The 25,179-nt window shown below is 38.7% G+C and carries 22 protein-coding genes, 1 tRNA gene and 1 pseudogene; 12 read left to right on the top strand and 12 right to left on the bottom strand.

Annotation, left to right across the window (positions count from 1 at the left end; all coding sequences use genetic code 11):
• Positions 1 to 237: 237 nt before the first annotated feature.
• On the bottom strand, positions 238 to 2,937 hold the full coding sequence (gene gyrA, locus GQR38_RS01635) for a DNA topoisomerase (ATP-hydrolyzing) subunit A (protein WP_007583046.1): 2,700 nt from the start codon (positions 2,935 to 2,937) through the stop codon (positions 238 to 240).
• Between the two features lie 176 nt (positions 2,938 to 3,113).
• On the opposite strand from gyrA, the gene ubiG reads away from it, so the two are divergent.
• The 5 genes from ubiG to yfaE all read left to right on the top strand — a co-directional run bounded on the left by ubiG (position 3,114) and on the right by yfaE (position 8,663).
• Entirely contained in the window at positions 3,114 to 3,824 is a 711-nt protein-coding gene (ubiG, locus tag GQR38_RS01630) for a bifunctional 2-polyprenyl-6-hydroxyphenol methylase/3-demethylubiquinol 3-O-methyltransferase UbiG (protein ID WP_008171708.1), read from the top strand.
• Positions 3,824 to 4,504, top strand: a complete 681-nt coding sequence (locus GQR38_RS01625) for an HAD-IA family hydrolase (protein ID WP_165721554.1) — start codon at positions 3,824 to 3,826, stop codon at positions 4,502 to 4,504. Before ubiG ends, GQR38_RS01625 begins: the two co-directional genes overlap by 1 nt.
• Positions 4,505 to 4,912: 408 nt before the next feature.
• Positions 4,913 to 7,195, top strand: a complete 2,283-nt coding sequence (gene nrdA, locus GQR38_RS01620) for a class 1a ribonucleoside-diphosphate reductase subunit alpha (RefSeq protein WP_010552863.1) — start codon at positions 4,913 to 4,915, stop codon at positions 7,193 to 7,195.
• 65 nt (positions 7,196 to 7,260) lie between these two features.
• On the top strand, positions 7,261 to 8,391 hold the full coding sequence (nrdB, locus tag GQR38_RS01615) for a class Ia ribonucleoside-diphosphate reductase subunit beta (protein ID WP_007583038.1): 1,131 nt from the start codon (positions 7,261 to 7,263) through the stop codon (positions 8,389 to 8,391).
• Entirely contained in the window at positions 8,391 to 8,663 is a 273-nt protein-coding gene (gene yfaE / locus GQR38_RS01610) for a class I ribonucleotide reductase maintenance protein YfaE (RefSeq protein ID WP_165721553.1), read from the top strand. The genes nrdB and yfaE overlap by 1 nt, the downstream gene beginning before the upstream one ends.
• 34 nt (positions 8,664 to 8,697) lie before the next feature.
• Here yfaE and GQR38_RS01605 read toward each other — a convergent pair whose 3' ends face one another.
• Both GQR38_RS01605 and GQR38_RS01600 read right to left on the bottom strand, forming a co-directional pair.
• Positions 8,698 to 9,285: a DUF1287 domain-containing protein gene (locus GQR38_RS01605; protein ID WP_165721552.1), complete on the bottom strand. Its 588-nt coding sequence runs from the start codon at positions 9,283 to 9,285 to the stop codon at positions 8,698 to 8,700.
• A 27-nt stretch (positions 9,286 to 9,312) separates the two neighbouring features.
• Positions 9,313 to 9,785: pseudogene (locus GQR38_RS01600) on the bottom strand (hypothetical protein).
• A gap of 293 nt (positions 9,786 to 10,078) precedes the next feature.
• On the opposite strand from GQR38_RS01600, the gene GQR38_RS01595 reads away from it, so the two are divergent.
• From GQR38_RS01595 to GQR38_RS01585, 3 genes are all read left to right on the top strand, one after another.
• Entirely contained in the window at positions 10,079 to 10,489 is a 411-nt protein-coding gene (locus GQR38_RS01595; protein ID WP_165721551.1) for a hypothetical protein, read from the top strand.
• Positions 10,490 to 10,542: 53 nt separating this feature from the next.
• Positions 10,543 to 10,890 carry a hypothetical protein gene (locus GQR38_RS01590; protein ID WP_165721550.1) on the top strand — a complete coding sequence of 116 codons (348 nt, stop codon included), beginning with the start codon at positions 10,543 to 10,545 and terminating at the stop codon, positions 10,888 to 10,890.
• A gap of 164 nt (positions 10,891 to 11,054) precedes the next feature.
• A complete protein-coding gene (locus tag GQR38_RS01585; RefSeq protein WP_165721549.1) occupies positions 11,055 to 12,050 on the top strand; it encodes an alpha/beta hydrolase in 996 nt (331 codons plus the stop codon).
• Between the two features lie 128 nt (positions 12,051 to 12,178).
• Here GQR38_RS01585 and GQR38_RS01580 read toward each other — a convergent pair whose 3' ends face one another.
• Together GQR38_RS01580 and GQR38_RS01575 are read right to left on the bottom strand one after the other, a co-directional pair.
• A complete protein-coding gene (locus GQR38_RS01580) occupies positions 12,179 to 12,607 on the bottom strand; it encodes a hypothetical protein (RefSeq protein WP_024600261.1) in 429 nt (142 codons plus the stop codon).
• 199 nt (positions 12,608 to 12,806) lie between these two features.
• Positions 12,807 to 12,986 carry a hypothetical protein gene (locus tag GQR38_RS01575; RefSeq protein WP_024590142.1) on the bottom strand — a complete coding sequence of 60 codons (180 nt, stop codon included), beginning with the start codon at positions 12,984 to 12,986 and terminating at the stop codon, positions 12,807 to 12,809.
• Between the two features lie 283 nt (positions 12,987 to 13,269).
• Here GQR38_RS01575 and GQR38_RS01570 point away from each other — a divergent pair, with 283 nt between their 5' ends.
• On the top strand, positions 13,270 to 13,659 hold the full coding sequence (locus tag GQR38_RS01570) for a YkgJ family cysteine cluster protein (RefSeq protein ID WP_024590141.1): 390 nt from the start codon (positions 13,270 to 13,272) through the stop codon (positions 13,657 to 13,659).
• 215 nt (positions 13,660 to 13,874) lie between these two features.
• On the top strand, positions 13,875 to 16,244 hold the full coding sequence (locus tag GQR38_RS01565; RefSeq protein ID WP_165721548.1) for a TonB-dependent receptor: 2,370 nt from the start codon (positions 13,875 to 13,877) through the stop codon (positions 16,242 to 16,244).
• A gap of 370 nt (positions 16,245 to 16,614) precedes the next feature.
• On the opposite strand, the gene GQR38_RS01560 is transcribed toward GQR38_RS01565, so the two are convergent.
• The 7 genes from GQR38_RS01560 to GQR38_RS01530 form a co-directional block, all read right to left on the bottom strand.
• Positions 16,615 to 17,235 (bottom strand): FKBP-type peptidyl-prolyl cis-trans isomerase, encoded by a 621-nt coding sequence (locus GQR38_RS01560; protein ID WP_165721547.1) that lies wholly within the window; start codon positions 17,233 to 17,235, stop codon positions 16,615 to 16,617.
• A 69-nt stretch (positions 17,236 to 17,304) separates the two neighbouring features.
• The gene (locus GQR38_RS01555) at positions 17,305 to 17,691 is read right to left on the bottom strand and encodes a hypothetical protein (RefSeq protein ID WP_010554477.1); all 387 of its coding nucleotides are present in this window, start codon (positions 17,689 to 17,691) and stop codon (positions 17,305 to 17,307) included.
• A 53-nt stretch (positions 17,692 to 17,744) separates the two neighbouring features.
• Positions 17,745 to 17,835: transfer RNA gene (locus tag GQR38_RS01550), tRNA-Ser, on the bottom strand.
• A 158-nt stretch (positions 17,836 to 17,993) separates the two neighbouring features.
• Entirely contained in the window at positions 17,994 to 18,371 is a 378-nt protein-coding gene (locus tag GQR38_RS01545) for a hypothetical protein (RefSeq protein WP_007582705.1), read from the bottom strand.
• A gap of 203 nt (positions 18,372 to 18,574) precedes the next feature.
• Complete coding sequence (locus tag GQR38_RS01540) at positions 18,575 to 19,123, bottom strand: NAD(P)H nitroreductase (RefSeq protein WP_024590138.1); 549 nt, start codon at positions 19,121 to 19,123, stop codon at positions 18,575 to 18,577.
• 130 nt (positions 19,124 to 19,253) lie between these two features.
• Positions 19,254 to 19,937 (bottom strand): DoxX family protein, encoded by a 684-nt coding sequence (locus GQR38_RS01535; protein ID WP_007582701.1) that lies wholly within the window; start codon positions 19,935 to 19,937, stop codon positions 19,254 to 19,256.
• A gap of 93 nt (positions 19,938 to 20,030) precedes the next feature.
• On the bottom strand, positions 20,031 to 21,992 hold the full coding sequence (locus tag GQR38_RS01530; RefSeq protein ID WP_165721546.1) for an NADPH-dependent 2,4-dienoyl-CoA reductase: 1,962 nt from the start codon (positions 21,990 to 21,992) through the stop codon (positions 20,031 to 20,033).
• 219 nt (positions 21,993 to 22,211) lie between these two features.
• Between GQR38_RS01530 and sppA the strand changes: the two genes are divergently transcribed.
• Positions 22,212 to 24,077 carry a signal peptide peptidase SppA gene (gene sppA / locus GQR38_RS01525; protein WP_024590136.1) on the top strand — a complete coding sequence of 622 codons (1,866 nt, stop codon included), beginning with the start codon at positions 22,212 to 22,214 and terminating at the stop codon, positions 24,075 to 24,077.
• 82 nt (positions 24,078 to 24,159) lie between these two features.
• Positions 24,160 to 25,170, top strand: a complete 1,011-nt coding sequence (gene ansA, locus GQR38_RS01520) for an asparaginase (RefSeq protein WP_007582693.1) — start codon at positions 24,160 to 24,162, stop codon at positions 25,168 to 25,170.
• The last annotated feature ends 9 nt before the right edge of the window (positions 25,171 to 25,179 follow it).

Genomic DNA, 25,179 nt, shown 5'->3' with positions numbered 1-25,179 from the left:
TACCAATCCGCAATAATACTTAATCATTTTGCGGGGCTAAACGTGTCGCTACTTGCGTTAAAAAATTCTCATTTAGAACAACTAAATAGCGAATTTTTTGCCTAGCTATCAACACGTTTTTCCACCCTCAAAATAGATCTCTTAATTAAGCGAATTGGTATGAGTATAATTTCACACTCTATTAATTTTTTTCAACAACATTAAAAAAAGCGGCCAAGGCCGCTTTTTCAATATCAATTATTCTGAAGGAGGATTATCATCCGCTACTTCATCAATAACCGTATCTACTGTTTCAACGTCTTCAATATCAATTAAGTCACTTTCTGTAACTTCAATCTCTTCTATACGTTGTAAACCAACTACTTGCTCTCCGTCAATAGTTCTGATCAAAATAACACCTTGTGTGTTACGTCCAACCGTTGAAACTTCATTAACGCGAGTTCGTACTAAGGTACCACGATTCGAAATAATCATTATTTCATCGTTGTCATCAACTTGCACAGCACCAACAACAGCACCGTTACGTTCACTCACCTTAATTGATACAACACCTTGTGTTGCACGGCTCTTAGATGGGTAATCTTCAAGTTGTGTACGCTTACCGTAACCATTTTCAGTTACCGTTAGAATGGCACCGTCAGTTTTTGGTACAATTAACGATACTACGCGTTGCTCGTCTGGCATTTTAATACCACGAACACCTGTAGCAGTACGACCCATTGGGCGAACACCTTTGAAGCGAATCTCAGGGTTACCTTCTTCGTCTAATACTGGGTTGCCGTTTTCATCAACAACTGTTGTTTCTTCAGCTTCTTTGAAGCGTACAACTTTACCTGCATCAGTGAACAACATAATTTCGTTGCTACCATCGGTAATATCAACACCAATCAAGCTATCGCCATCATTTAAGTTAACAGCAATAATACCGCTTGCACGTTGACGACTGTAAGCCGTTAATGGTGTTTTCTTAACTGTACCGAATGCAGTTGCCATAAAGATATATTTATCTTCTGCGTACTCGCGTACTGGCAATATAGCAGTAATACGTTCATCAGCTTCAAGTGGTAACAAGTTAACAATTGGCTTACCGCGCGCTGCACGACTTGCTAGTGGTAACTGATACACTTTAAGCCAATATAAACGACCGGCCGTAGAGAAACATAAAATAGTATCGTGTGTATTTGCAACTAACAGACGTTCAATGAAATCTTCATCTTTCATCTTCGTTGCTGACTTACCTTTACCACCACGACGCTGTGCTTCGTAATCAGACAATGCCTGATACTTCACATACCCTTCGTGAGAAAGCGTTACAACAACGTTTTCTTCGGTAATTAAGTCTTCAAGGCTGATATCGTGAGCCGCTGCATTAATCTCGGTACGACGTTCGTCGCCATACTGCGCTTTAATTTCAACTAGTTCGTCACGAATAACTTCCATTAAACGCTCAGGTGTTGCCAAAATATAAAGTAGCTCAGCAATTAACTCTAACAACGCTTGATATTCAGTTAAGATTTTTTCGTGTTCAAGACCAGTCAGCTTGTGTAAACGCAAATCTAGAATTGCTTGAGCTTGTTGCTCAGAAATATAGTATTGACCGTCGCGAATACCTAAATCATCAGCAAGCCAATCTGGACGGGCTACATTATCTTCGCCTGCTTTTTCAAGCATACCTTGTACATGACCTAATTCCCACGGACGTGCAGTTAAAGCAATTTTAGCTTCAGCAGGTGTAGGTGATTTACGAATAAGCTCGATAATTGGGTCAATGTTTGCAAGCGCAATTGCTAAACCTTCAAGCGTATGAGCACGGTCACGCGCTTTGCGTAAATCAAACACGGTACGACGAGTTACTACTTCACGGCGGTGAATAATAAACTCTTCAAGCATTTCTTTTAGATTAAAACACTTAGGTTGGTTGTTAATTAATGCAACCATATTCATACCAAACACAGTTTGTAACTGAGTTTGTGAATACAAGTTATTTAAAATAACTTCGCCTACGTCACCACGTTTAATTTCAATAACGATACGCATACCGTCTTTATCTGATTCATCACGTAGTGCACTAATACCTTCAATTTTCTTATCTTTAACAAGCTCAGCAATTTTTTCAATTAAACGGGCTTTATTAACTTGATAAGGAATTTCGTGAACGATAATTGTTTCACGGCCTGTTTTTTCATCGGTTTCGACGTCGGCGCGTGCACGCATGTACACTTTACCACGGCCAGTTAAATAGGCTTGTTCAATGCCTTTTTTACCGTTGATAATTGCAGCCGTTGGGAAATCAGGACCAGGAATATAATCCATTAACTCTAAAATAGTTAAATCAGGATTTTGAATAAGTGCCAAACAACCGTTCACAACTTCAGTTAAGTTATGTGGTGGTATATTTGTAGCCATACCTACTGCAATACCCGACGAACCATTCACTAATAAATTAGGGACTTTCGTAGGTAACACGTCAGGGATGAACTCAGTGCCGTCGTAGTTAGGAACGAAATCAACCGTTTCTTTTTCAAGATCGGCTAATAACTCATGCGACATTTTTGCCATACGTACTTCTGTATAACGCATTGCCGCTGCTGAATCACCATCAACCGAACCGAAGTTACCTTGGCCATCTACAAGCATATAACGTAGTGAGAATGGCTGAGCCATACGAACTATCGTGTCATAAACTGCACTGTCGCCGTGTGGATGGTATTTACCGATTACGTCACCGACCACACGGGCCGATTTTTTGTAAGGCTTGTTCCAGTCATTACTAAGCTCGTTCATTGCAAACAAAACGCGGCGATGAACAGGTTTTAAGCCGTCACGTACGTCTGGTAATGCACGTCCTACTATTACGCTCATTGCGTAATCTAAGTAGGAGTTTTTTAACTCGTCTTCAATATTGACTGGCAGAATTTCATTGGCGAGATCAGTCATTTGATATCACATTCCTTCAGTATCAGCTCTCAACAACCCGGTATTGGGTATTAAGAGTATTGTTATTATTTCTAACAGCCATGCTATCACAATTAATTTTAATTTACAGGCGCAAAACTTTGCGATTTATCAATTTAGCCCTATATAATGGCCTCAGATTGACGAGGAAGTATTTTATGACCGAACATCAAAATGTAGATCACGCAGAAATAGCAAAATTTGAAGCCATCGCTGAGCGTTGGTGGGACCTAGACGGAGAATTCAAACCTCTTCACGAAATTAACCCGTTACGTTTAGACTTTATAGCAAACAAAACGCAAGGCTTATTCGATAAAGAAACACTCGACGTTGGCTGTGGCGGCGGTATTTTAAGCCAAAGCATGGCGCGTATGGGTGCAAAAGTAACTGGCATCGATATGGGCCAAGAACCTTTAACTGTTGCTAAGTTGCACAGTTTAGAAACTGGCGTAAATGTAGATTATATAAAAGTGCCTGCAGAAGAGTTTGCAACACAGTACCCTGAGCGCTTTGATGTAATAACGTGTATGGAAATGCTTGAACACGTTCCCGACCCAGCATCTATCATTCATGCCGTAGCCGCACTTGCCAAACCAGGCGCAGACGTGTTTTTTTCAACCCTGAACAAAACACCTAAAGCATACTTATACGCTATTGTTGGCGCTGAAAAACTCTTAAAAATGGTGCCTGAAGGTACACACGACCATAAAAAGTTTATAAAGCCTGCACAGCTTATTGCATGGGCAGAGCAAGCCGGTTTAAAAGTTCGTGCAAGTACAGGGCTTTCTTATAACCCACTATCAAAGCAATATACGCTCAATAGTGACGTTAGCGTAAATTACATACTTTATTTTGAGAAGTTAGCTTAATGGCTAACTCTCAAGCCCCCCTACCCCTTATTGAGTACGATGCATTTTTATTTGATTTAGACGGCACCCTACTCGACACCGCTGATGATTTAGGTGCCGCTTTAAACACAGTCCTTATTAGCAATAAAATAGAACCTGTTAGTAGTGATATATACCGTCCTGCCGCATCTAACGGCGCAGGCGCATTATTAGAGGCTGGTTTTAAAGAATTATGGGCTAAACAACCCCAAAGCGAGCTTATAAAGCAATTAGTTGACGAGTACGCCACAAACATAGCAAATCACACACGTTGCTTCAGCGGAGTTGAATCGTTACTTATCGCCCTTGATCAGAAAAAGATCAAATGGGGGATCATGACTAATAAACCAGGGTTTTTAACCGATCCTTTAGTGGCAGCTATTCCCGCATTAAAAAATGCCAGTGTAGTAATAAGTGGCGACACATTAGCTGAAGCTAAGCCATCACCTTTACCACTGCTGCATTGTGCAAAGCTTATGCAGGTAGAACCAAGCCGTTGTTTATACATTGGTGATGCACAGCGTGACATACAAGCAGGCAAAGCGGCAGGTATGCATACCGCAACGGCACTTTGGGGTTACATCCCAAGTATTGATGAAGCCAACAGCTGGAATGCTGATTTTAACTGGCAAAGCCCAATTGATGGTTTTAACCATATATAGTGCTATGTTAATTATTAAACACTATATATTGTGATTGTGTTAGTTTTCACACAAAGCTTGCTGATAAAAAAAGCAGTCAAAATTTATTTTTAAAATGAGTAAATTTAGCAGATCATTAGTTGATTTTTGCATATTTCAACTTAAATGATTGTTCGAAGGTGAGTGTCTACTAACACAAATGCGTTATCCCAAAGTTATCCACAAACAGGGGCAATTATGTCCCTTGCAAAACAACTCAGACCACACTATCTTGTGATCTCTAAATTGAACAACACCAGATATTGTGGCCAAATGTTATTCAATTAAATTCGCCAATACGGTGAAACCTATAATAAATGAGTATGTACCTTGCTTCGGCGAGGCATAAAGCATTGGTCAAAATACATAATTCCCAAGGAATACAGGCAAATGAACCAACAGTTATCTGTAAGCAAACGTGACGGGCGCAAAGAGCCTCTTGATCTGGATAAGATCCATCGCGTCATTGAATGGGCCGCCGAAGGTTTAAGCAACGTTTCGGTTTCGCAAGTTGAATTAAAATCGCACATTCAGTTTTACGACGGTATTCGTACTAAAGACATTCACGAAACCATCATTAAAGCAGCAGCGGATCAGATTTCAAAAGAATCGCCTGATTATCAATACTTAGCTGCACGTTTAGCTGTATTCCATTTACGTAAAAAAGCGTACGGTCAATTTGAGCCACCACGTTTATTTGACCACGTAACAAAAATGGTTGGCGATAAACGCTACGATGCTCACTTATTAGTAGATTACACAGAGCAAGAATTAGACGAGCTTGATGCATATCTTGATCATTCTCGCGATCTTAACTTTAGCTACGCGGCTGTAAAACAGCTTGAAGGTAAGTATCTCGTTCAAAACCGTGTATCGGGTGAAATCTACGAAAGTGCACAGTTTTTATATATTTTAGTAGCAGCGAGCTTATTCTCTGACTACCCACGTGAAACACGCGTTTCTTACATTAAGCGCTTTTACGACGCAGTATCGTTATTTAAAATATCTCTACCAACGCCAATTATGTCGGGTGTACGTACACCTACTCGCCAGTTTAGCTCGTGTGTATTAATTGAATGTGGCGATAGCCTTGATTCAATCAATGCAACGTCGTCAGCTATTGTTAAATACGTTTCACAACGCGCAGGTATTGGTATTAATGCTGGTCGAATTCGTGCGCTAGGTAGCCATATTCGTAACGGCGAAGCGTACCACACAGGTTGTATTCCTTTTTATAAGCACTTTCAAACAGCTGTTAAAAGTTGTTCGCAAGGTGGTGTACGTGGCGGCGCTGCAACATTGTTCTACCCGCTTTGGCATTTAGAAGTAGAGAACCTACTTGTACTTAAAAATAACCGTGGTGTGGACGACAACCGCGTTCGTCACCTAGATTACGGCGTACAATTTAATAAACTAATGTACTCTCGTTTAATTAAAGACGACTACATTACGTTATTTAGCCCATCAGATGTGCCTGGTCTTTACGATGCATTTTTTGAAGACCAAGCTGAGTTTGACGCGCTTTACGTAAAATACGAACAAGACGAATCGATTCGTAAAAAACGCATTAAAGCGATTGAGCTTTTCTCTATGTTTGCGCAAGAGCGTGCAAGTACAGGTCGTATTTATTTACAAAATGTGGACCACTGTAATACACATAGCCCGTTCATTGCTAAAGTTGCGCCTATTCGCCAATCTAACTTATGTTTAGAAATTGCATTGCCAACTAAGCCACTTAATAACGTAAATGACGAAGAAGGCGAAATTGCCCTTTGTACACTGTCTGCGTTTAACTTAGGTGCAATAGAATCACTAGATGAGCTTGAAGAGCTAGCTGAACTTGCAGTACGCGCCCTTGATAACTTACTTGATTTCCAAGACTACCCAGTACCGGCTGCTAAAAATGCAACTATGGGTCGTCGAACGTTAGGTATAGGCGTGATTAACTACGCATACTACCTAGCTAAAAACGGTAAGCGTTATTCAGATGGCAGCGCAAATGCACTGACTCATAAAACATTTGAAGCGATTCAATACTACTTGATGAAAGCATCAAACGAGCTTGCTAAAGAGCGTGGTGCCTGTCCTAAGTTTAACGAAACAACGTATTCACAAGGCATTATGCCAACAGATACGTACAAACGTGATTTAGATAAAATTTGTGATGAGCCACTTCATCTTGATTGGGATACACTACGTGCAAATATTAAAGAGCACGGTATGCGTAACTCAACACTAAGTGCGTTAATGCCATCAGAAACATCGTCGCAAATCTCTAATGCAACAAATGGTATTGAACCACCACGTGGACATATTAGCGTTAAAGCAAGTAAAGACGGTATTTTAAAGCAAGTTGTTCCTGAGTATGAGCGTTTAAAAGATCAATACGAGCTACTGTGGGACATTCCATCAAACGATGGTTACTTGCAGCTTGTTGGTATAATGCAAAAATTTGTAGACCAAACAATTTCTGCAAATACAAATTATGATCCAAACAAGTTCGAAGGCGGTAAAGTACCTATGCAAGTCTTATTAAAAGACTTACTAAGCGCGTACAAACTAGGTGTTAAAACCTTGTACTACCACAATACTCGTGATGGTGCCTCAGATATGCAAGAAGATACTCCAGAAGTGGAAGATGATGATTGTGAAGGCGGCGCGTGTAAAATATAACTGCTGATTTTTATTTTAAGCGGGCATTTAGCCCGCTTTTTCTGATAGTTTTTTGAGTGATAAACATGTCTTATACTACTTTTAGCCGAAACCATAATAACCAAATGCAAGAGCCAATGTTTTTTGGCCAAACTGTAAACGTATCTCGTTACGACCAACAAAAATACCCTATTTTTGAAAAATTAATCGAGAAGCAACTGTCTTTCTTTTGGCGTCCTGAGGAAGTAGATGTAAGTAAAGACCGTTTAGACTTTCAAGCGTTACCCGATCACGAAAAGCATATATTTTTAAGTAACCTCAAATACCAAACTCTACTTGATAGTGTGCAAGGTCGTTCGCCAAACGTTGCCCTACTTCCAATTGTATCGCTACCAGAGCTTGAAACATGGATAGAAACATGGGCGTTTAGTGAAACGATTCACAGCCGCTCATACACGCATATTATCCGTAATGTAACACAAGCACCTGAGCTTATTTTTGATGACATAGTTAGCAACGATAAAATTAGCGAACGTGCTGATGCCGTAACTAAATACTACGATGACTTAATTAACTCTGTTTCGCTTTACAACTTATACGGTGAAGGCAAACACGAGATTAATGGTAAAACTGTTATCGTGAATTTGTTTGAGCTTAAAAAGAAACTTTACCTTGCAATGATGTCGGTAAATATTCTTGAAGCGATTCGCTTTTACGTAAGCTTTGCATGTTCGTTTGCGTTTGCTGAGCGCGAGCTAATGGAAGGTAACGCTAAAATCATCAAGCTAATTGCACGTGATGAAGCACTTCACCTTTCGGGTACTCAGCATATTTTAAACATTATGCAAGACGGTAAAGACGACCCAGAAATGGCGATTGTTGCTGCCCAGTGCCGCGATGAAGCTATTAAAATGTTTGTTGACGCAGCAGAGCAAGAAAAAGAGTGGGCCGAATACTTATTTAAAGATGGTTCGATGATTGGCTTAAATAAGCATATTTTATGTCAGTACGTTGAATACATTACCAATGCGCGTATGACGGCGATTGGTTTGCCAGCACAGTTTGAAAATAACAGTAACCCTATCCCATGGATAAACTCGTGGTTAGTGTCTGATAACGTGCAAGTAGCACCACAAGAAGCAGAAATAAGCTCATACCTTGTTGGTCAAATAGACTCGCAAGTTGATGCATCAGAATTTGGTGATTTTGATTTATAATGAGTGACAAGTCTACTGCAAGTGTAACGCTTGCAGAAAACAGCCAGTGTATAGAGTTTACCGCTGGCTGCCCTTCTCTTTTACACTGCTTAGAATCCATGAAAATAGACGTCGCATTCCAATGCCGTGAAGGTTACTGCGGCGCTTGTAGAGCAACGTTAGTGTCAGGTAGTGTTGAATATAACGAAGAGCCCCTTGCATTTGTGCGCGAAGGCGAAATACTCCTGTGCTGCTGTAAACCCAATGGCAATGTAAGTATTAATCTGAAATAAGATTAATACTTACATATACCGTTTATTAAGCGCATCAATACTGTGGAACAAACCGGTAATGCCCTGTAATTTTGTAATCAAAAAGCATGTCACTTTTTTGCGGCCCACGCCCAATATTATGCACAATAAGCGGATTACCTGTATCTTGAGATGATTCATTAATCACCATGCCTACATGAGGTAAATTACCTGGTAACATCCACGTTACTATATCGCCGGTTTTATAATCACTCACTTTGTTGGATTTACTTAATACGTTTGCATGGCGCTCAAAGTAAGCTTGTAAATTTGGAACACGTCGGTGGTCTATATTTTTATCAGGCTTACTTAAACCCCAAATACGTTTAGATGGATACAGTGTAAAGTTATTTTGCATGTCTTCATGCACGAGTTTCTGTAAATCGATGCCTAACTTTCTGTAACTTCTGATTATAACGTCGGTACATACCCCAATATTTTTAGGCACATCACCACCTGGGTAAGCAATTGAGTGATAAGCCCCATCGTAGGTAATATTGTGTTTTGTTCGCTCGAGTAAGGCTGATACTATACCTTCTTCAAACGTTACAGCTTGTGCATCAATACACATTAAAGTAAAAAAGCATCCTAACGTTTTGTTCATATAAATTCCTTTAAAATTCTGCGCTAATTACAGAGTATGAGTTACATATTTTGGCACATCTATTTTTTACCACGACTAGCAAATTGATCATCAAGCGGGTATGCCATCTTTTCGAGCGGAGCATGGTGATATCCCTCTCGTTGAATTTCACTAATGTAACGAAGCATAAATGCGTTAGCGCCAAGCTCAAGCCACTGCGCAACATGAACAAGTTCATGAAAATGGACCCTTAAATTAGTAGCGACGTGGGGAAGTATATAATAAGTATATTTATACGTTATACCCGCCGCGTCCATATCGACAAAATCACCTAGGCCCATTTCTCGCAGACCCGCAAAGTCTGGCTTTGGTATTTGGTCTACAACAACGTAATACGCGTTTTTTAAAAGCTCGGTAGGATAAAACCCATAAAATTCATTACTGAATTTATCACAACTCACTTTTTGACTACTGTATTTTAAATTTGTAGCGTCAATCCAATTTTCTATTTGTTCTAGCACAGCTCCTCTCCTAAAGTACAAATGCAACACACCATGTGTAAACCTTAATCTAATATTGTAGTAAGTTTTTTAACCAGCACTTTTAGTATTAACACCTCGCAACTAGCGAAGAAAATAGAACGCATAGAGTATCTAAACAAAAAGCTCTAAATCAAAATTATCATATAAGCATAACCAGTCTATAAACAGTAAAAACCTTTTTTATACTTTTTAAAGTGTTATTATTTGTAACTAAAACAGTAACACTTAAAATCATATATAATTTTACTAATACACTCTTTCGCATGAAAATAATGCGTTTCAGTCCCATTGTCTTACTTGTCATATTAAGTAATACAGCAAATGCTGAAAATATAAAACCGTTCACATCAGATGGCTGTAGTGCTTTTCCGGACGGCACGACAAAAGTTAAAAAGTTGTGGCTTGCATGTTGTAAAGCGCATGACTACGCCTACTGGCAAGGTGGCGCTTATTGGCAACGTTTAGAAGCAGATAAAGCCTTGCAACAGTGTGTTATTGAAGCCGGCGAAACGAGTATAGCGAACCTTATGCTTGCTGGAGTTCGATTTGGTGGCAGCCCTTATATACCATCGACTTTCAGATGGGGCTATAGTTGGCCCTATCCTAGGTTATATAAAGCATTAACAGCTGATGAAATTAAGCAAATTGTTGCTTTAAAAACGGTATTAACTCAAACCAATTAACACATTGTGAAAAACTGGGTTATGCAAATAATATCAAAAGGAATTGAATCACTATGCTTATACTGCTAAGTATCATTTTAACTTTGTTTCCAACGCTAATATCTTATTTTGTTTCACGTAATTACGCTAAAAAGGCTAAAGCGACTAATAAAGGTGCTTACATCAGAGCAGTGCTTTGGCCTAGTGTTTTCTCGTGGACACTATTTGCTGCTGTTGGGCACGGCGCAATCATCTTCCCCTTACCTTCAACGTTTGCGGTCGTGTTATATGTGTTTCTATATGACGAACGTGGTATCTATTTTCATCCTCACATATTTTTAAGCCCAACGATTCCAATAGCCGTTTATTTAATAAGCTATTTCAAATACAAAAAAGCGGCCAATAAAGAGCTAACGCCCTAGCCCACTGTTGGCTCATAAGTATCTTGTAAGGTCCAAAGCTGCACTTACTCCTGCTGTACACTTCTTTGCTGTGAAACTACAACGTTATTATCTGAATACAATTGTGCAAATAACGGGTCTGGTAAATTAATAAAGCGTCATTACCAAAAATAACGAGTTTACTTATGCACCCAGATATACAAAAAAATCTTAAAGTAAAACCTGCTCACATCGTCTCTTTTATTGTGTTTTTACTAGTTTCAATGTCTACGCTTACCGCTCAGGTATATGCCGCTGATGCTGTATGGCCTTCAAAAACCGCTTACAAATATGCAAATGTAAACGGTAAAAAGATATTTTACCGAGAAGCTGGCATCCAGCATAAGCAAACCATTGTGCTTTTACATGGCTATCCGTCGTCTTCACACAGCTACCGAGAATTGATCCCGCTTTTATCAGGTCGTTATCATGTAATTGCACCCGATTATTTAGGCTCAGGATACAGCGAACGCCCAAACCCAGAAACTCAAAAATATACTTTTGAATTACTAGCTCAATACGTTGAAGGGTTACTAACAACGCTTAAAGTAAAGCGCTACAGCCTATATATACAAGACTTTGGAGCACCTGTAGGCTTTAGAATGTTGTTAAATAACCCTAATAAACTTGATGCACTTATTGTACAAAATGGTAATGCGTATTTAGAGGGGCTAACCCTACCGAGGCAAGCATTTTTTAAAGCCGCGAATGAAGATAGTTCGAAAGCTCAGCAAGATAAAATTTATTCGTTCACGTCTGAACAAGCCATTATTAATAAGCAGTATTTACGAGACGTACAAAGTAACCCTGAAGTGATGAGCCCAGATAGCTGGACGCATGATCTTCACTTTTTACAAACCAAAGCAGATAGAGTAATTCAAGTGCAATTGCTACAAGATTACTACAACAACCTTCTCGACTATCCAAAATGGCAAGCTTATTTACGCAAGTACCAACCACCAACGTTAATTGTATGGGGTAAGAACGACCCTGCGTTTATAGCCGAAGGCGCTAAAGCATACTTAAAAGATGTACCGAACGCTGAACTGCATTTACTCGATTCAGGGCACTTTAGCGTTGAAGAAAAACCAGTAGAAATTGCAAAGTACATTGTCGATTTTATGAATAACCTAGCTCAATAGTAAGCCTTTTCTTTTGGTTTAGTATTTATAGCAAACATAAAAAAGCGCTGAGGGTATAAACCATCAGCGCTTTATTAAGCTCAAGCTAAATCCACATAAATCACATTTAATATGGATAAGTTATGTATTTAACCTTCTTCTTCAATAAGCGACTCTAGTAGGTCGTGTATTTCAGCTTTAAGCTCTTTGTCTTCAATTTTATTGGCGCTGACTTTAGCATTTTGAAGGTTTTTAATAGCTTCATCTTTTTGGCCAAGCTCAAGCTGTAATGTAGCCATTGAAAAAGAAACCGACGACATGTGATCTTTGTTATTAATCGCAATCGACTTTTCTAATGCTTTTTCGTAAGTAGTAATTGCCTCTTCTAACTCTTCGGTAAAATCAGCTAAAGTTTCCCATTGTACAGGGTGATCTTTTGAAGTGTTTTCGTTTTCAATACAAATAGCTTTTAACTCTGCAAATAACGACTCAAACTTTTCACGGTTATTTTTGTTAGCCGCCGCCATTAAATCTTCTGCTAGATCATGTACCGCTTTATATACTTTTGTATTCATCATCACTGGTTATCCTTTAATGCAGCTAAACTCATTTACTCACTCAATTTAGCTAAAATGTATCATTACAGTCATTATAAAACGTATTTAAACAACTGATTTATTTAATTTGGTGTATAGCGTAATAATACATTAATAATGAACATCGCGTAGGCGTTAAACACTCTGTGATTAAACTTTATCGCAATTACTCTTGGTAAACTTACACGCTGAATAAACTTGCAACCCAATCCAATGTAAAAATGGTCGTAAACACTTTAAGTGCAATGACAACTGAAAATAATAGGATGATTGCCGCTTTAGCTTTGCTACTTTTAAGATTGTTCCAATACAATAACTTTGCATTAAATTCTGTTTTTAACTTAGTGACAGCCTCTTTCATAATAACGCCCTGCTTAGGTATCTGCGCTCAGCAACATTTAACAATCACACAGTTGCTCAAGCGGGGTTTGTAACATTTTCGCTACCTTTAGAGTAAACCATTAAATAAAGCTTGTACTATATAAAATGTAACAAAGGGTTTTAACTTAAGTTATTGTATCTAACTATTGTTTACACACCCAAAAATTAAAGGATGGGTAAATTCAGTAGAGCGTTAATAATAAATTTGGTGCTACACTAATAACTAACTTAAATTCGTTAACAGCCAACTAAATTAGCCAATTATGAAAGAATGCAACCAGTGTGGTAAATGCTGTATTAAATATGGCGGCGGCGATTTAAGCGCAACAAAAGAAGAAATAGATTTATGGGAGCTTTTTAACCCCGAAATTTATGAATACGTTAAAAACAACGAAATTTGGTTTGACCCAAAAACAGGCTTAAGACTTCAAGTGTGCCCATTTTTAGAAATTGCGCCTAAAAAAGATCCTCTCGCTAAAAATATGTATACCTGCAGTATTTACCTCGACCGCCCAGAAGACTGCCGCCACTACCCTAGCCTTATTTCAGAGATGATCCGCGACGAATGCGAAATGATTGAATCTGTAGATATAACAAATCAGACAAGAGCGCAGCATAAACTAGATGCGATAATGATAGATAGCCGCTATTAAATACATAGATTTACCGGCTAGCGCTATGAGTTCTTCGGTCAAATAGATAAGTTTCCTATTCACAAACCTATTATTTGAATTTTTATAATATTGGCTTAATCGTCATTTTTTGATTATTCATCGCAAAACACAAAGTTATACTATAACATTGTTGATTCGTTAATTTTGCGGTGTTATATTATATCACAACATAATAACCACGAACCAATATATCCATGACAAAGTTAACATTAATCTCCTCTGCTATTTTTTCTGTTTTATGTTCTCAATCAGCTTTGGCTGCAACCGTTACTGGTAAAGTAATGGATGATAAAAATCAACCAATTAAAAATGCCTCTATCCATGTCCATGGCAAAAACCAAAGCGTTAAAAGTAATGATTTAGGCGAGTTTGCTATCGATATAGATGCAAACAGCCAATTACATATTAGTAAAGACAACTACATAGACTCTCGTATTACTGTTACCGAATCTTCAAATAATCTGTCTGTGTCACTTAAACCAACATCGGTTGAAACAGTGGTTGTTTATGCCTCTGCACTTCATAAGAACAGCCTAGAAATGATATCGCCAGTAAGCGTGCTCTCAGGTGATGAATTAAGAAATAAATCTAAACCAACACTTGGCGAAACTCTTAAAGGTTTACCAGGCGTAAATGCAAGTTACTTTGGCCCTGTATCATCAAGCCCAATTATTCGTGGTTTAGATGGCCCTCGCGTTAAAATCACACAAAATGGATTAGATGCCAGCGATGCGTCGCGTATTGGCCCAGACCACGCGACATCAAGCGACAGCCTAGCGGCAGAACAAATTGAAGTGTTGCGAGGTCCAAGTACCCTACTTTATGGCTCTGGTGCAATTGGTGGCGTTGTAAACGTGGTTGATAACCGTATTCCTACTAGCAACATCGACGAGCTTACAGGCGCTGCTGAATACAGCCACGATACGGTGTCAAATTCAAACACCGTAGCTGCAAAACTTGAAACAGGTAATGAAGGCTTTAACTTTCATTTTGATGGTACTAAGCGCAGCGGCGATGATTACCAAACACCGACCTTTACTATTGCCGACGATGATGGCGATGTTGAAACCGAAAGCTCGGTAGAAAATACTTTTATTGATAGCGAAACACTCAACTTTGGTACCAGCTATGTTGGCGATCACTTAACGATTGGTTTTTCTTACGGTAGCATTGAGACTGATTACGGTATTCCTGGGCATGAGCATCATCACGATCACGAAGGTGAAACTGAAGAAGAGCATGCTGAACATGAAGATGAAGCAGCTGAAGAGCCGGTTTACGCACATTTAGAGCAAGACCGCTGGCAAGGGCTTGTAAGTTACGCCCTTCATAATAACTGGATTGAAACCATCAACCTACGTGTTGGCTATACAGATTATTCACACAGCGAAATTGAAGATGGCGAAATTGGTACTACTTTTAAAAATAAAACGACTGAAGCACGTTTAAATGTAGAGCATAAGTTTGCTGATTGGCACGGAATGATGGGCTATCACTACAGCGATTCTGACTACGATGCAATTGGTGAAGAAGCATTTACACCCGCGAGTGTAACTACAACTAACGCATTATATTTACTAGAAGAGCGTGAATTTGGCGACGTGACAATAGAGCTTGGTGCACGTGTAGAAGATTACAAAATTGAAAGCAAAATCACGGCACACGAACATAGCCACGATGAAGTAGAAATAGATCATAGCGACGAAGAAACTATTGGATACAATAAAAGCTTTACCAATTTAAGCGCCTCTGCCGGTGCCATCTGGCAGTACAAACCGGGCCATAGTATTGCGACAAGTATTTCTCATTCAGAGCGAGCACCACTTTCGGCAGAGCTTTTATCAAATGGTTTACACATTGCAACAGGTACTTATGAGCTTGGCCTTGGTTACAACATTGAAGGTAATGAAGCGCATTTTGAGCCTGAAAATATTAAGCAAGAAACTTCAACTAACTTAGATTTAAGCTTTAGACGTTTTAGCGGTGATTTTGGTTACACAGTTAACTTTTTCTATAACGATATTAAAAACTTCTACTTCCAAGAAAATACAGGTTTAGTTTACGATGAAGAAGATGGTTTAGAATCGGCTATTGGTGCACATGATGATGCCGTTGCGGTTTATCAGTTTACCAGCAAAGATGCAGAGCTATATGGTATTGAATTTGATGCTCACTATCAAATTACATCAAGCGCTATGGTTAAAGTATTTGGTGACTCAACTCGTGCAAAACTTAAAGATGATGAAGGTAACCTACCGCGTATTCCAGCCAATAAATTAGGCTCGGAGCTACAGTATGATTTAGGTGATTTACAACTAACACTTACAGGTACTCATTACTTTGATCAAAACGATGTAACTGCGTTTGAAACACAAACCGATGGTTATACGTTATTTGATGCACAAGCGAATTACCAATTAGGTTTAGGCAGTGTAGATGCACAGCTTTATATAAACGTGGATAACATTACTGATGAGTTAGGCTTTGTGCATAGCTCATTTATTAAAGATAAAGCCCCACTACCTGGCAGAAACTTCCGCTTTGGTGTTCGTGGTTATTTTTAATAATTAAAAATAGTTTTTAGTTTATATATTTACAAACCGCATTTTATTAATGCGGTTTTTTTATTTTTAGAATATATAATATCAACACGCAGTAATACTTAATCGATTTGAAGGATTAAACCTGACGCTAACTGCGTTAAGAATTTCTGATATACGACTGCATGGATGCAGGAGGTAGAGCAATGCAAGAGCAATTAGTGGTAACAACTAAACAACGAAATTTTTGCCTTGTTATCGACACAATTTTCTTAGCGAAAAATAGATCACTTAATTAAGCTAATTGGTATAAAACTCTTAAATTACAAACACAAAAAAGCCGTATTCAAATTGAATACGGCTTTTTAAATTCTTAAATTAAAATTTATTTAATTTAAGAAATGATTTCGTGTAGCTCAACATCAAATACAAGCGTTGAGAAAGGTGCGATTGCAGCACCTGCGCCACGTTCACCATAAGCAAGATCATGAGGAACGTAGATACGCCATTTAGTACCTACAGGCATCATTTGTAATGCTTCAGTCCAACCTTTGATCACGCCACCAACTGGAAATTCAGCTGGTTGACCGCGCTCGTATGAGCTATCAAACACAGTACCGTTAATAAGTGTACCGTGGTAATCAACACGTACTGTAGACTCAGCTGTTGGCTTTTCGCCTTCGCCAGTTGCTAGTACTTCGTATTGAAGACCAGACTCAGTTACTGTGATTTCAGGACGTTTTGCGTTTTCTTCTAAGAATGAAATACCTTCTGCAGAAAGTACTTTAGACTCTTCTTCACGACGAGCTTGAATCTCTTCGTTGATTTTTTCAAATGCAGCTTGGATCTCAGGGATCTCAACTTGAAATGCGCTACCAGCGTACGCATCTTTCATGCCTTCAAATACTGAATTTAGGTTTAAGCCTTCAAAAGGATTAGACTTAAGTTGCTCACCCATTTGTAAGCCAATACCGTAACTTGCTTTTTCAGCATCTGTAGTAAAATTATCTGACATAATGTGTTTTTCACGTTTTGTTAGTTAAAAGACGCGACTATGCTATCACAAAATAAACCGCGTTTGGGGCTAGTTTTTGCTGAGTTTTAGCTTAATTAGGCCAACAATATAACTACAAAGCGGCAAACTGAATAAAATTCCAACAAGTAGAGGCATTGTTAGTAATCCTGATTCGCCAAACAGTAAAAATGGCACTACAAGCAGCCCTATACAACCAATAAAAACAGAGCCAATAACTGGCCAATGCTTATCGTATTTGGTAATAAGATGGGCAGCTAAAACATTAAAACCAACACCATAAATTAAAGCGGTAATTAATGGATACTCTGGTTGAGCATCTATAGCCATTTTTACTAATAAGCTAATAGCACTTTGATAGCAGTAACCAAATACCGTCCATAATAAAAGATGTTTTATTAATTTCTGCGAGGTTGGTAGGTTTGTTGCCTTAGTCATTTAGAAACTCCACAAAGCAAAAAACCGCCCATAAGGCGGTTTTTTTTAAATAATGGTGGAGAGATAGGGATTTGAACCCTAGATGGGCTATAAACCCATGCCGGTTTTCAAGACCGGTGCATTCGACCACTCTGCCATCTCTCCGCACGGCGCGAATAATATGGCTAAATACATAACTTGTAAAGAGCTAAATAGAAATTAATATAAAATATTAACATATTGGATAAAATAGCCCCACTTTGTTCTTTTGTTAAGCTCTTCACTTTAATAAAAGTGTAGTTAATAGACTAAAGTTAAACACATTAATAATATTGTTTAGGTCTACGTGCAATCCAAGAGCAGATTAAACAAGCCAATATACTCAGTGCGGTAAAGGTAACGCCTTGAAAAATTAAATCGAATCGATTTAAATCATCACTTGGTACTACAACAAACATAAAAGCTGGTAGCACACTAAGCGATAAAACGTAGCAGCATACTTTAAATGCACGCCCAAAGTCGAAACGTTTGGACTGGTGCATCCACCATGTTAACAACACAAGCATACCCATCGCTGAACCGGCTATAAAGTGTGATGCATTTGTGCTCATTGCAACATACAGTGTTACAAAAGCACCAATGATTCCCCAAATTGACCATGCTAGCCAATTCTCTTTTTCACGTAAAAATAAATTTCCCATAGTTTTCGTCTTCTTTATCGTTATTTTTATTAAGACTTTCCATAATGTATCAAAAAACAACCGATTAAAAAACAAACTGAAGAAGATTTAGTAAATTTAGTGCTTCCAAGCGCTTCTTACAGCCAAGTCATTAACTTTTAAATAATACTCTTTGTAACCTTAATGAATTATGACTACGTAAGTTGCGCAAAGTTCATACTATTTCACAAATTACTAAAATAGTGTTCCGGCTTATGGCGAGGCGACTTTTTACAATCGACTTCGGGTGTACCTATATATAAATACCCTACTATTTCATCTTGCTCATGTAAGTTAAGCGCTTTTTTAACCGCGCTACTTTGTGCAAAGTAGCCTGTGCGCCAAACACCGCCTAACCCTTGGGCAAATGCAGCTTGTTGCATCGCTAATACACTACAGCCTGCGCTTTGTACTTGTTCTATTCGAGGAACTTTTGGGTGTTCTTGATATTTAGCAATTGCTATTACAATCATAGGCGCACGAAGGGGAAGCTCTTTAGCACGGTTAATTACTTTTTCTTCTTGTTGCTCTGCCACTGCACTTTGATGGTAAATTTCACCCAGTTTATTGCGTGCATCACCTTGAGCAACAATGAACTGCCACGGTGCTATACAGCCATGATCAGGAACACGTAATGCTGCTTGCTTAATTATGTCGAGCTGCTCAGGCGTAGGGCCCGGCTCTGTTAGTTTAGAGTCTGATTGGCGGGTAAGTAAAAGCTCGATAGCGTTCATAACGATTCCTCAAAATTCAAAACGCTAGAGTAACATTTAAACCCTTAAAAAATAAATACCGAGAAATTAAAATGCAAAACGGCCGCAAAGGGTTAAGCTATGCGGCCGTTAGTAAAGTAGATTAAATACGTTATTCTTTTACAATATTTCGCCTTAACCAGTAATCTATACTAACAAAACGCCCACCGCCCATAAAAAACAAGCTAAGAAGCATAGCAAAATAAATTGCCGAAAATTCTATACCGTTGTTTAAAATAGACGGCTTGCCCTTTTCGTATAGATAATCAGGAAAACCGTGTTCTTCAACTAAGCCACGAATTTTACCTATTCGGTCTTGTACTTCTAGTGAGTTTTCAAGGCTTTCTTTAGCGCCCGGAATTGATAACCAATCGAGCACTTGCGCAGCACTTGTTTCTGGATTAGTTGGTGCTATTGCAAACCAACCATTATGCCAATGCACTGAGGTTGCAGCGACAACCATTGTAAACATAAGTGGGATACTGACCAAGCGAGTTAAAAGGCCAAGTAATAAAAACCAACCTCCTAAAAATTCACTCCAGCCAGCTAAAAAAGCTAGTAAATCAGGAAACGGTAATCCTAAACCCCATTCATTATTACCAAACCATTGAACTACATCTGGAGATGCTAAAAAGTTATCAAAGAAACCTTCTGTCTCACCGCTTATAGCAAGTTTGTTATAACCTGCAATGATCATAACAGGGGCTAAAATCAAGCGAAATAGCAATGCAGGTAAACCATCTAAAAATGATAGTTTACCCAATATTGCATCATAAAGATTGGTTAGTTTATTCATGCGTATCCTGTGTGTTCACTGTTTATTAAGTTATAGACTATAAACAGCAAAGACCGCATGAATTGATAAACTATTTCAATTTATTTACAAAGGTTAAATACTTCTAGCGACCTGAAGTGCTTCAAAAATAGCGCGTTTAGCATCAATAGCTGCAGCTAGTTTAGCTCCGCCTATAACATGTACCTTTGCGTTATCTGTGTAATTTTCTAGCACTTCGTTGTTAGAAACCTGGCCAATACAGGCAATAACAGTGTCTACTGGCAGTACTTGAGTTTCACCAGCAACATTAATAGTTAGTCCGCTTTTATCAAAGCTTTGGTATTGGCAATCAGCAATTTGCTTAACGCCATGCTGCTTAGCAACTTGGCGATGTATCCAACCCGTTGTTTTACCAAGCTCGCTACCAAAACGACCCGCACTGCGTTTTAACATATACAATTGACGTTCATCTTTATGAGGTTGGGCTTCACACTCAATCCCCCATTGCGTTTTAAACTCGCTAATAGTTTGCGATTTATGTTCGCTTAAAAACGCAACCATATCAAAACCTATACCACCGGCACCTAAAATAGCAATTGATTTACCCAGCTCTACTTCGCCGCGTATAACTTCGTCATAAGCAAACACACGCTTATCATCGCTACATTTAATAGAGGCTTCACGCGGCCTAACGCCAGTTGCAAATACGATGTCATCATAGCTTTTAAGCATTGAATCGTCATAAGATTTACCAAGCTCTACAGTTACTTTTAATCGCTCAAGCTCATTAGTGAAGTAAGTAAGAGTATGGTTAAAGTCTTCTTTACCTGGTATTTGCATAGCTAAATTAAATTGGCCACCCATTTGCGGTTTTTGGTCAATTAGCGTGACGTTATGCCCTTTTTGAGCCAAGTAACAACTTGCCGATAAACCAGCAGGACCGGCACCGACTACTAATACATTTTTAGCTTTGGTTGCTTGCTCTAACGGGTAATCTAGCTCAAATGCAGCTTGTGGATTAACTAAACACGTAGCACGTTTATTTTTAAATACGTGATCTAGACAACCTTGGTTACACCCTATACAAATATTAATTTGCTTAGATTGATTATTTGCGTATTTATTAAAAAACTCTGGATCGGCAAGTAGCGGCCTTGCCATCGAAATTAAATCAGCCTCGCCTGCATTTAAAATATCGTTAGCTATTTCTGGAGTATTAATTCGGTTAACCGCAATCACTGGCACGCTCACCACGTCTTTTAAACGTTTTGATGCTTCTTTAAATGCACCTGGCGGCACCATACTCGCAATAGTCGGTACACGCGCTTCGTGCCAACCAATACCTGTGTTAAATATATCAACACCCGCTTTTTCAAGCTCGGTAGCTTGTATGACAACTTCCTCTGGTGTTGAACCGTTTGGGATTAAATCAATAACCGACAATCTAAAAATGATTAAGAATTGCTCAGATACTTTTGCTCTTACAGCTTTAACTATTTCAAGCGCAAGTCGCATTCTATTTTCTAGGCTGCCACCAAATTCATCTTCACGTTTATTGGTGTGCGGCGCCATAAACTCATTAATCAAATACCCTTCAGAACCCATAACTTCAACGCCATCGTAGCCAGCTTTTTCAGCCATATAGGCAGAGTGCGCAAAGTCTTTAATTGTTTTTTTAATCGAGCCAAGCGACATCGCTTTAGGTTTATAAGGATTAATAGGTGCTTTTATTGCACTTGGTGCCTGATTGAATGGATGGTACGCATAACGTCCAGCATGTAATAATTGCAAACAAATTTTTCCGCCGTGTTTATGCACAGCATCTGTATAAGCGCGGTGCTTAAATACATCGTAATAACTATTAAATGAAGATGAAATAGGTGTTAATTTGCCACGTAAATTAGGGCTGTATCCGCCCGTAATTAACATTGCAGTGCCGCCTTTTGCACGTGCTTCGTAAAATGCACGTAAGCGTTTGCGGTTATGCCATCCCTCTTCAAGGCCTGTATGCATTGAGCCCATCACTAAGCGGTTACGTAATTGTGTGTGTTTTAATTGTAATTGTTGTTCTAACATCTTGTGTCCCGTTAACTGGTCTAACCTGTATACATTAGCTAATTCTGCTTTAATGGCAAGTAATAAGCAATATGTGCCTTCATTTAATTAAAAAAAGCTATAAAAACATGTATTAATAGCACCTCATAAACACTTCGTTACGATTTAGCAGTTAAATTTATTTTTATTCTAGGCTAAGATGGAACTAATGTATTAACTGTACCAAATTAAGGAGCTATTTTGATAGCAAAGGTATTTAAAGGTATTTGGGCTGGAATTAACTTTTCTCGTCGTTTAATACTCAACATTCTGTTTTTATTACTGGTAATTGTTTTCTTAGTGTCACTCTCAAGTGACGACGATAAAATAATAGTTGAAAATGGCTCTGTGCTTAGGCTTAACCTAAATGGCCCTATTGTTGAAGAAAAAACATACATAGATCCGGTCGAAGCTGCAATTAGTGATGCTACTTCTGGTTCTGAAGCGCCAAGCGAAATATTACTCGACGATATTGTTGAAGTAATAAACGAAGCGACTAAAGACGATCGCATTACGGTGATGCTGCTTGATTTACAAGAAATGCCTAAAGCGCATTTAAACAAACTTAAGCAAATTACCAATGCTATCGATGCATTTAAACAAGCTGGCAAAAAAGTGATTGCATCGGGTTATTACTATACCCAAGCACAATACTATATTGCATCACATGCTGATGAAATAGCTATGCACCCATACGGTAGCGTAGGTATTGAAGGTTACGGCATGTATCCGCTTTACTTTAAAGATGCACTTGAAAAGCTTGAAGTAACGCAGCATATTTTCCGTGTTGGTACATTTAAGTCAGCAGTAGAACCTTTCATTCGTAACGACATGTCTGAAGCAGCCAAAGAAGCTAACCGTGTTTGGTTAGGCGCTCTTTGGAGCGAATACAAACAAGATGTTGCTGCGGTTCGCCCATTTGATGAGTCAAATTTCGACGAGACAATGGACGTATATCTTGAAAAAATGAAAGCTGCAGATGGCGATGCAGGTAAATATGCACTTGACCACCAGTGGGTTGATTCTTTAAAAACAAATCAACAAGTTCGCAAACAATTAATTGATTTAGTTGGCGCACAAGAAGATGGCAAAACATTTAAGCAAGTTTCATTTCGTGAATACTTAAGCTTGGTTAAACCACCGATTGAGTTTGATAACCCTATTACCGAAAAAGTCGCCGTTGTAGTTGCTAAAGGTACAATTGTGGATGGTGAGCGTAAAGCTGGCGAAATTGGTGGCGACTCTACAGCAGCCCTACTTCGTAAAGCACGCCTTGATGACAAAGTTAAAGCGGTTGTACTGCGCATTGATTCAGGTGGCGGTAGTATGTTTGCCTCTGAAGTTATTCGTGCAGAAGTATTAGCGCTTAAAGCTGCTGGTAAGCCTGTTATTGCCTCTATGAGCTCTGTAGCTGCATCAGGTGGTTATTGGATTGCCTCTGCTGCAAACGAAATCTGGGCAGCACCGAGTACTATTACAGGTTCAATTGGTGTGTTTGGTACGTTTATGACATTTGAAAAAACCTTATCTAAAATTGGTGTTTATTCAGATGGCGTTGCAACAACCGAAATGGCTGGTTTTTCTATCACTCGTCCCCTAAACGAAAAAATGGGTCAAGTAATTCAGATGAGCGTTGAAGAAGCATACGGTCGCTTTTTGAATGTTGTCGCTGATGCCCGTAATATGACGCCTGAGCAAGTTGATAAAATTGCCCAAGGCCGCGTATGGATTGCATCTCAAGCACTTGAACTAGGTTTAGTAGACAAACTTGGTGATAAACAAGATGCTATAAAAGCAGCCGCAGCACTTGCAAAACTGAATCACTATGAAGTTAAAACCATTAAACAAGATTTAAGCTCGCAAGAAAAAATGATTCAAAATATTTTTGGTAACGCGTCTATTAAATCGATGCTTGGTTTACAAACACAAAAAACATCTGTGTTAGCAACGCAAGCTAACTTGCAAAGCGTTATTAACCAATTAAGTACTGAAGTTGAAAACCTTAAAGATTACAACGATCCACAAGGTGTATATGCACGCTGTTTAGTGTGTAACGTTGCACAATAAAAGTGCATAGCTTTACCTAATCAGCTGTATTTAAAGTTACTTAACGTTATACTAAGCCCAGTTTTTTTACTGGGCTTTTTTTATGAAACGTAAACGCATTTATATCGCTTATACTGGCGGTACTATAGGTATGAAAAAATCGAGTCGAGGTTATATTCCTGCTGAAGGTTTTTTAACAGAAACCGTAGTAAACAACGCAGAATTTAACCGTGATGAAATGCCTTTGTTTGATATTCACGAATACTGCCCTCTTATAGATTCTTCAGATATGTCTCCTGAGCATTGGCAACTTATTGCTGATGACATTAAAGATAAATACCAAGATTATGATGGTTTTGTTGTGCTTCATGGCACCGATACAATGGCGTATACAGCCTCAGCACTATCGTTTATGTTCGAAAACCTAACTAAACCTGTAATTGTAACTGGCTCACAAATTCCGCTTTCTCAATTACGCTCAGATGGTCAAGTAAACCTTCTGAATGCAATGTATTTAGCGGCAAATTATCCAATTGCAGAAGTAAGTCTATTTTTTAATAACCAACTGTTTAGAGGTAACAGAGCAACTAAAGCCCACGCCGATGGATTTAATGCATTTGCGTCGCCTAATCTTGACCCTTTAGCGTTATCGGGTATTAGTATTCAACTTATTAAAGGCCAACTTAGTCCTTATGTTGAAAATGAGCTGCAAGTTACTCCTATTACACCTCAACCCATTGGTGTGCTTTATTTATACCCTGGTATTAGTCAAGAAGTGGTTAAAAGCTTAGTTAATGGCAATATTAAAGCCTTGGTGTTGCTTAGTTTTGGTGTAGGTAATGCACCGCAAGATCCTAACTTTTTATCAATACTTGAAGAAGCAAGTAAACGTGGCGTCGTTATTGTTAATTTAACCCAGTGCTTAAAAGGCCATGTAAATATGGGCGGCTATGCAACGGGTAATGCACTGTTAAATATTGGTGTTATTAGTGGATACGATATGACCCTTGAAGCGTGTTTAACTAAATTACATTATTTATTTAGCCAAAAGCTAGAAGTAGAGACGATTCGTCATTTAATGCAAGACAATTTACGTGGTGAATTAAGCCGTTAAATCTCACCG

The organism is Pseudoalteromonas sp. c7(2019), from assembly GCF_011378625.1.
In the GTDB taxonomy this organism is placed as follows: Bacteria; Pseudomonadota; Gammaproteobacteria; order Enterobacterales; family Alteromonadaceae; genus Pseudoalteromonas; species Pseudoalteromonas arctica.
The sequence above is the reverse complement of the archived record's forward strand: the minus strand, read 5'-3'. Positions and strand labels throughout refer to the sequence as shown.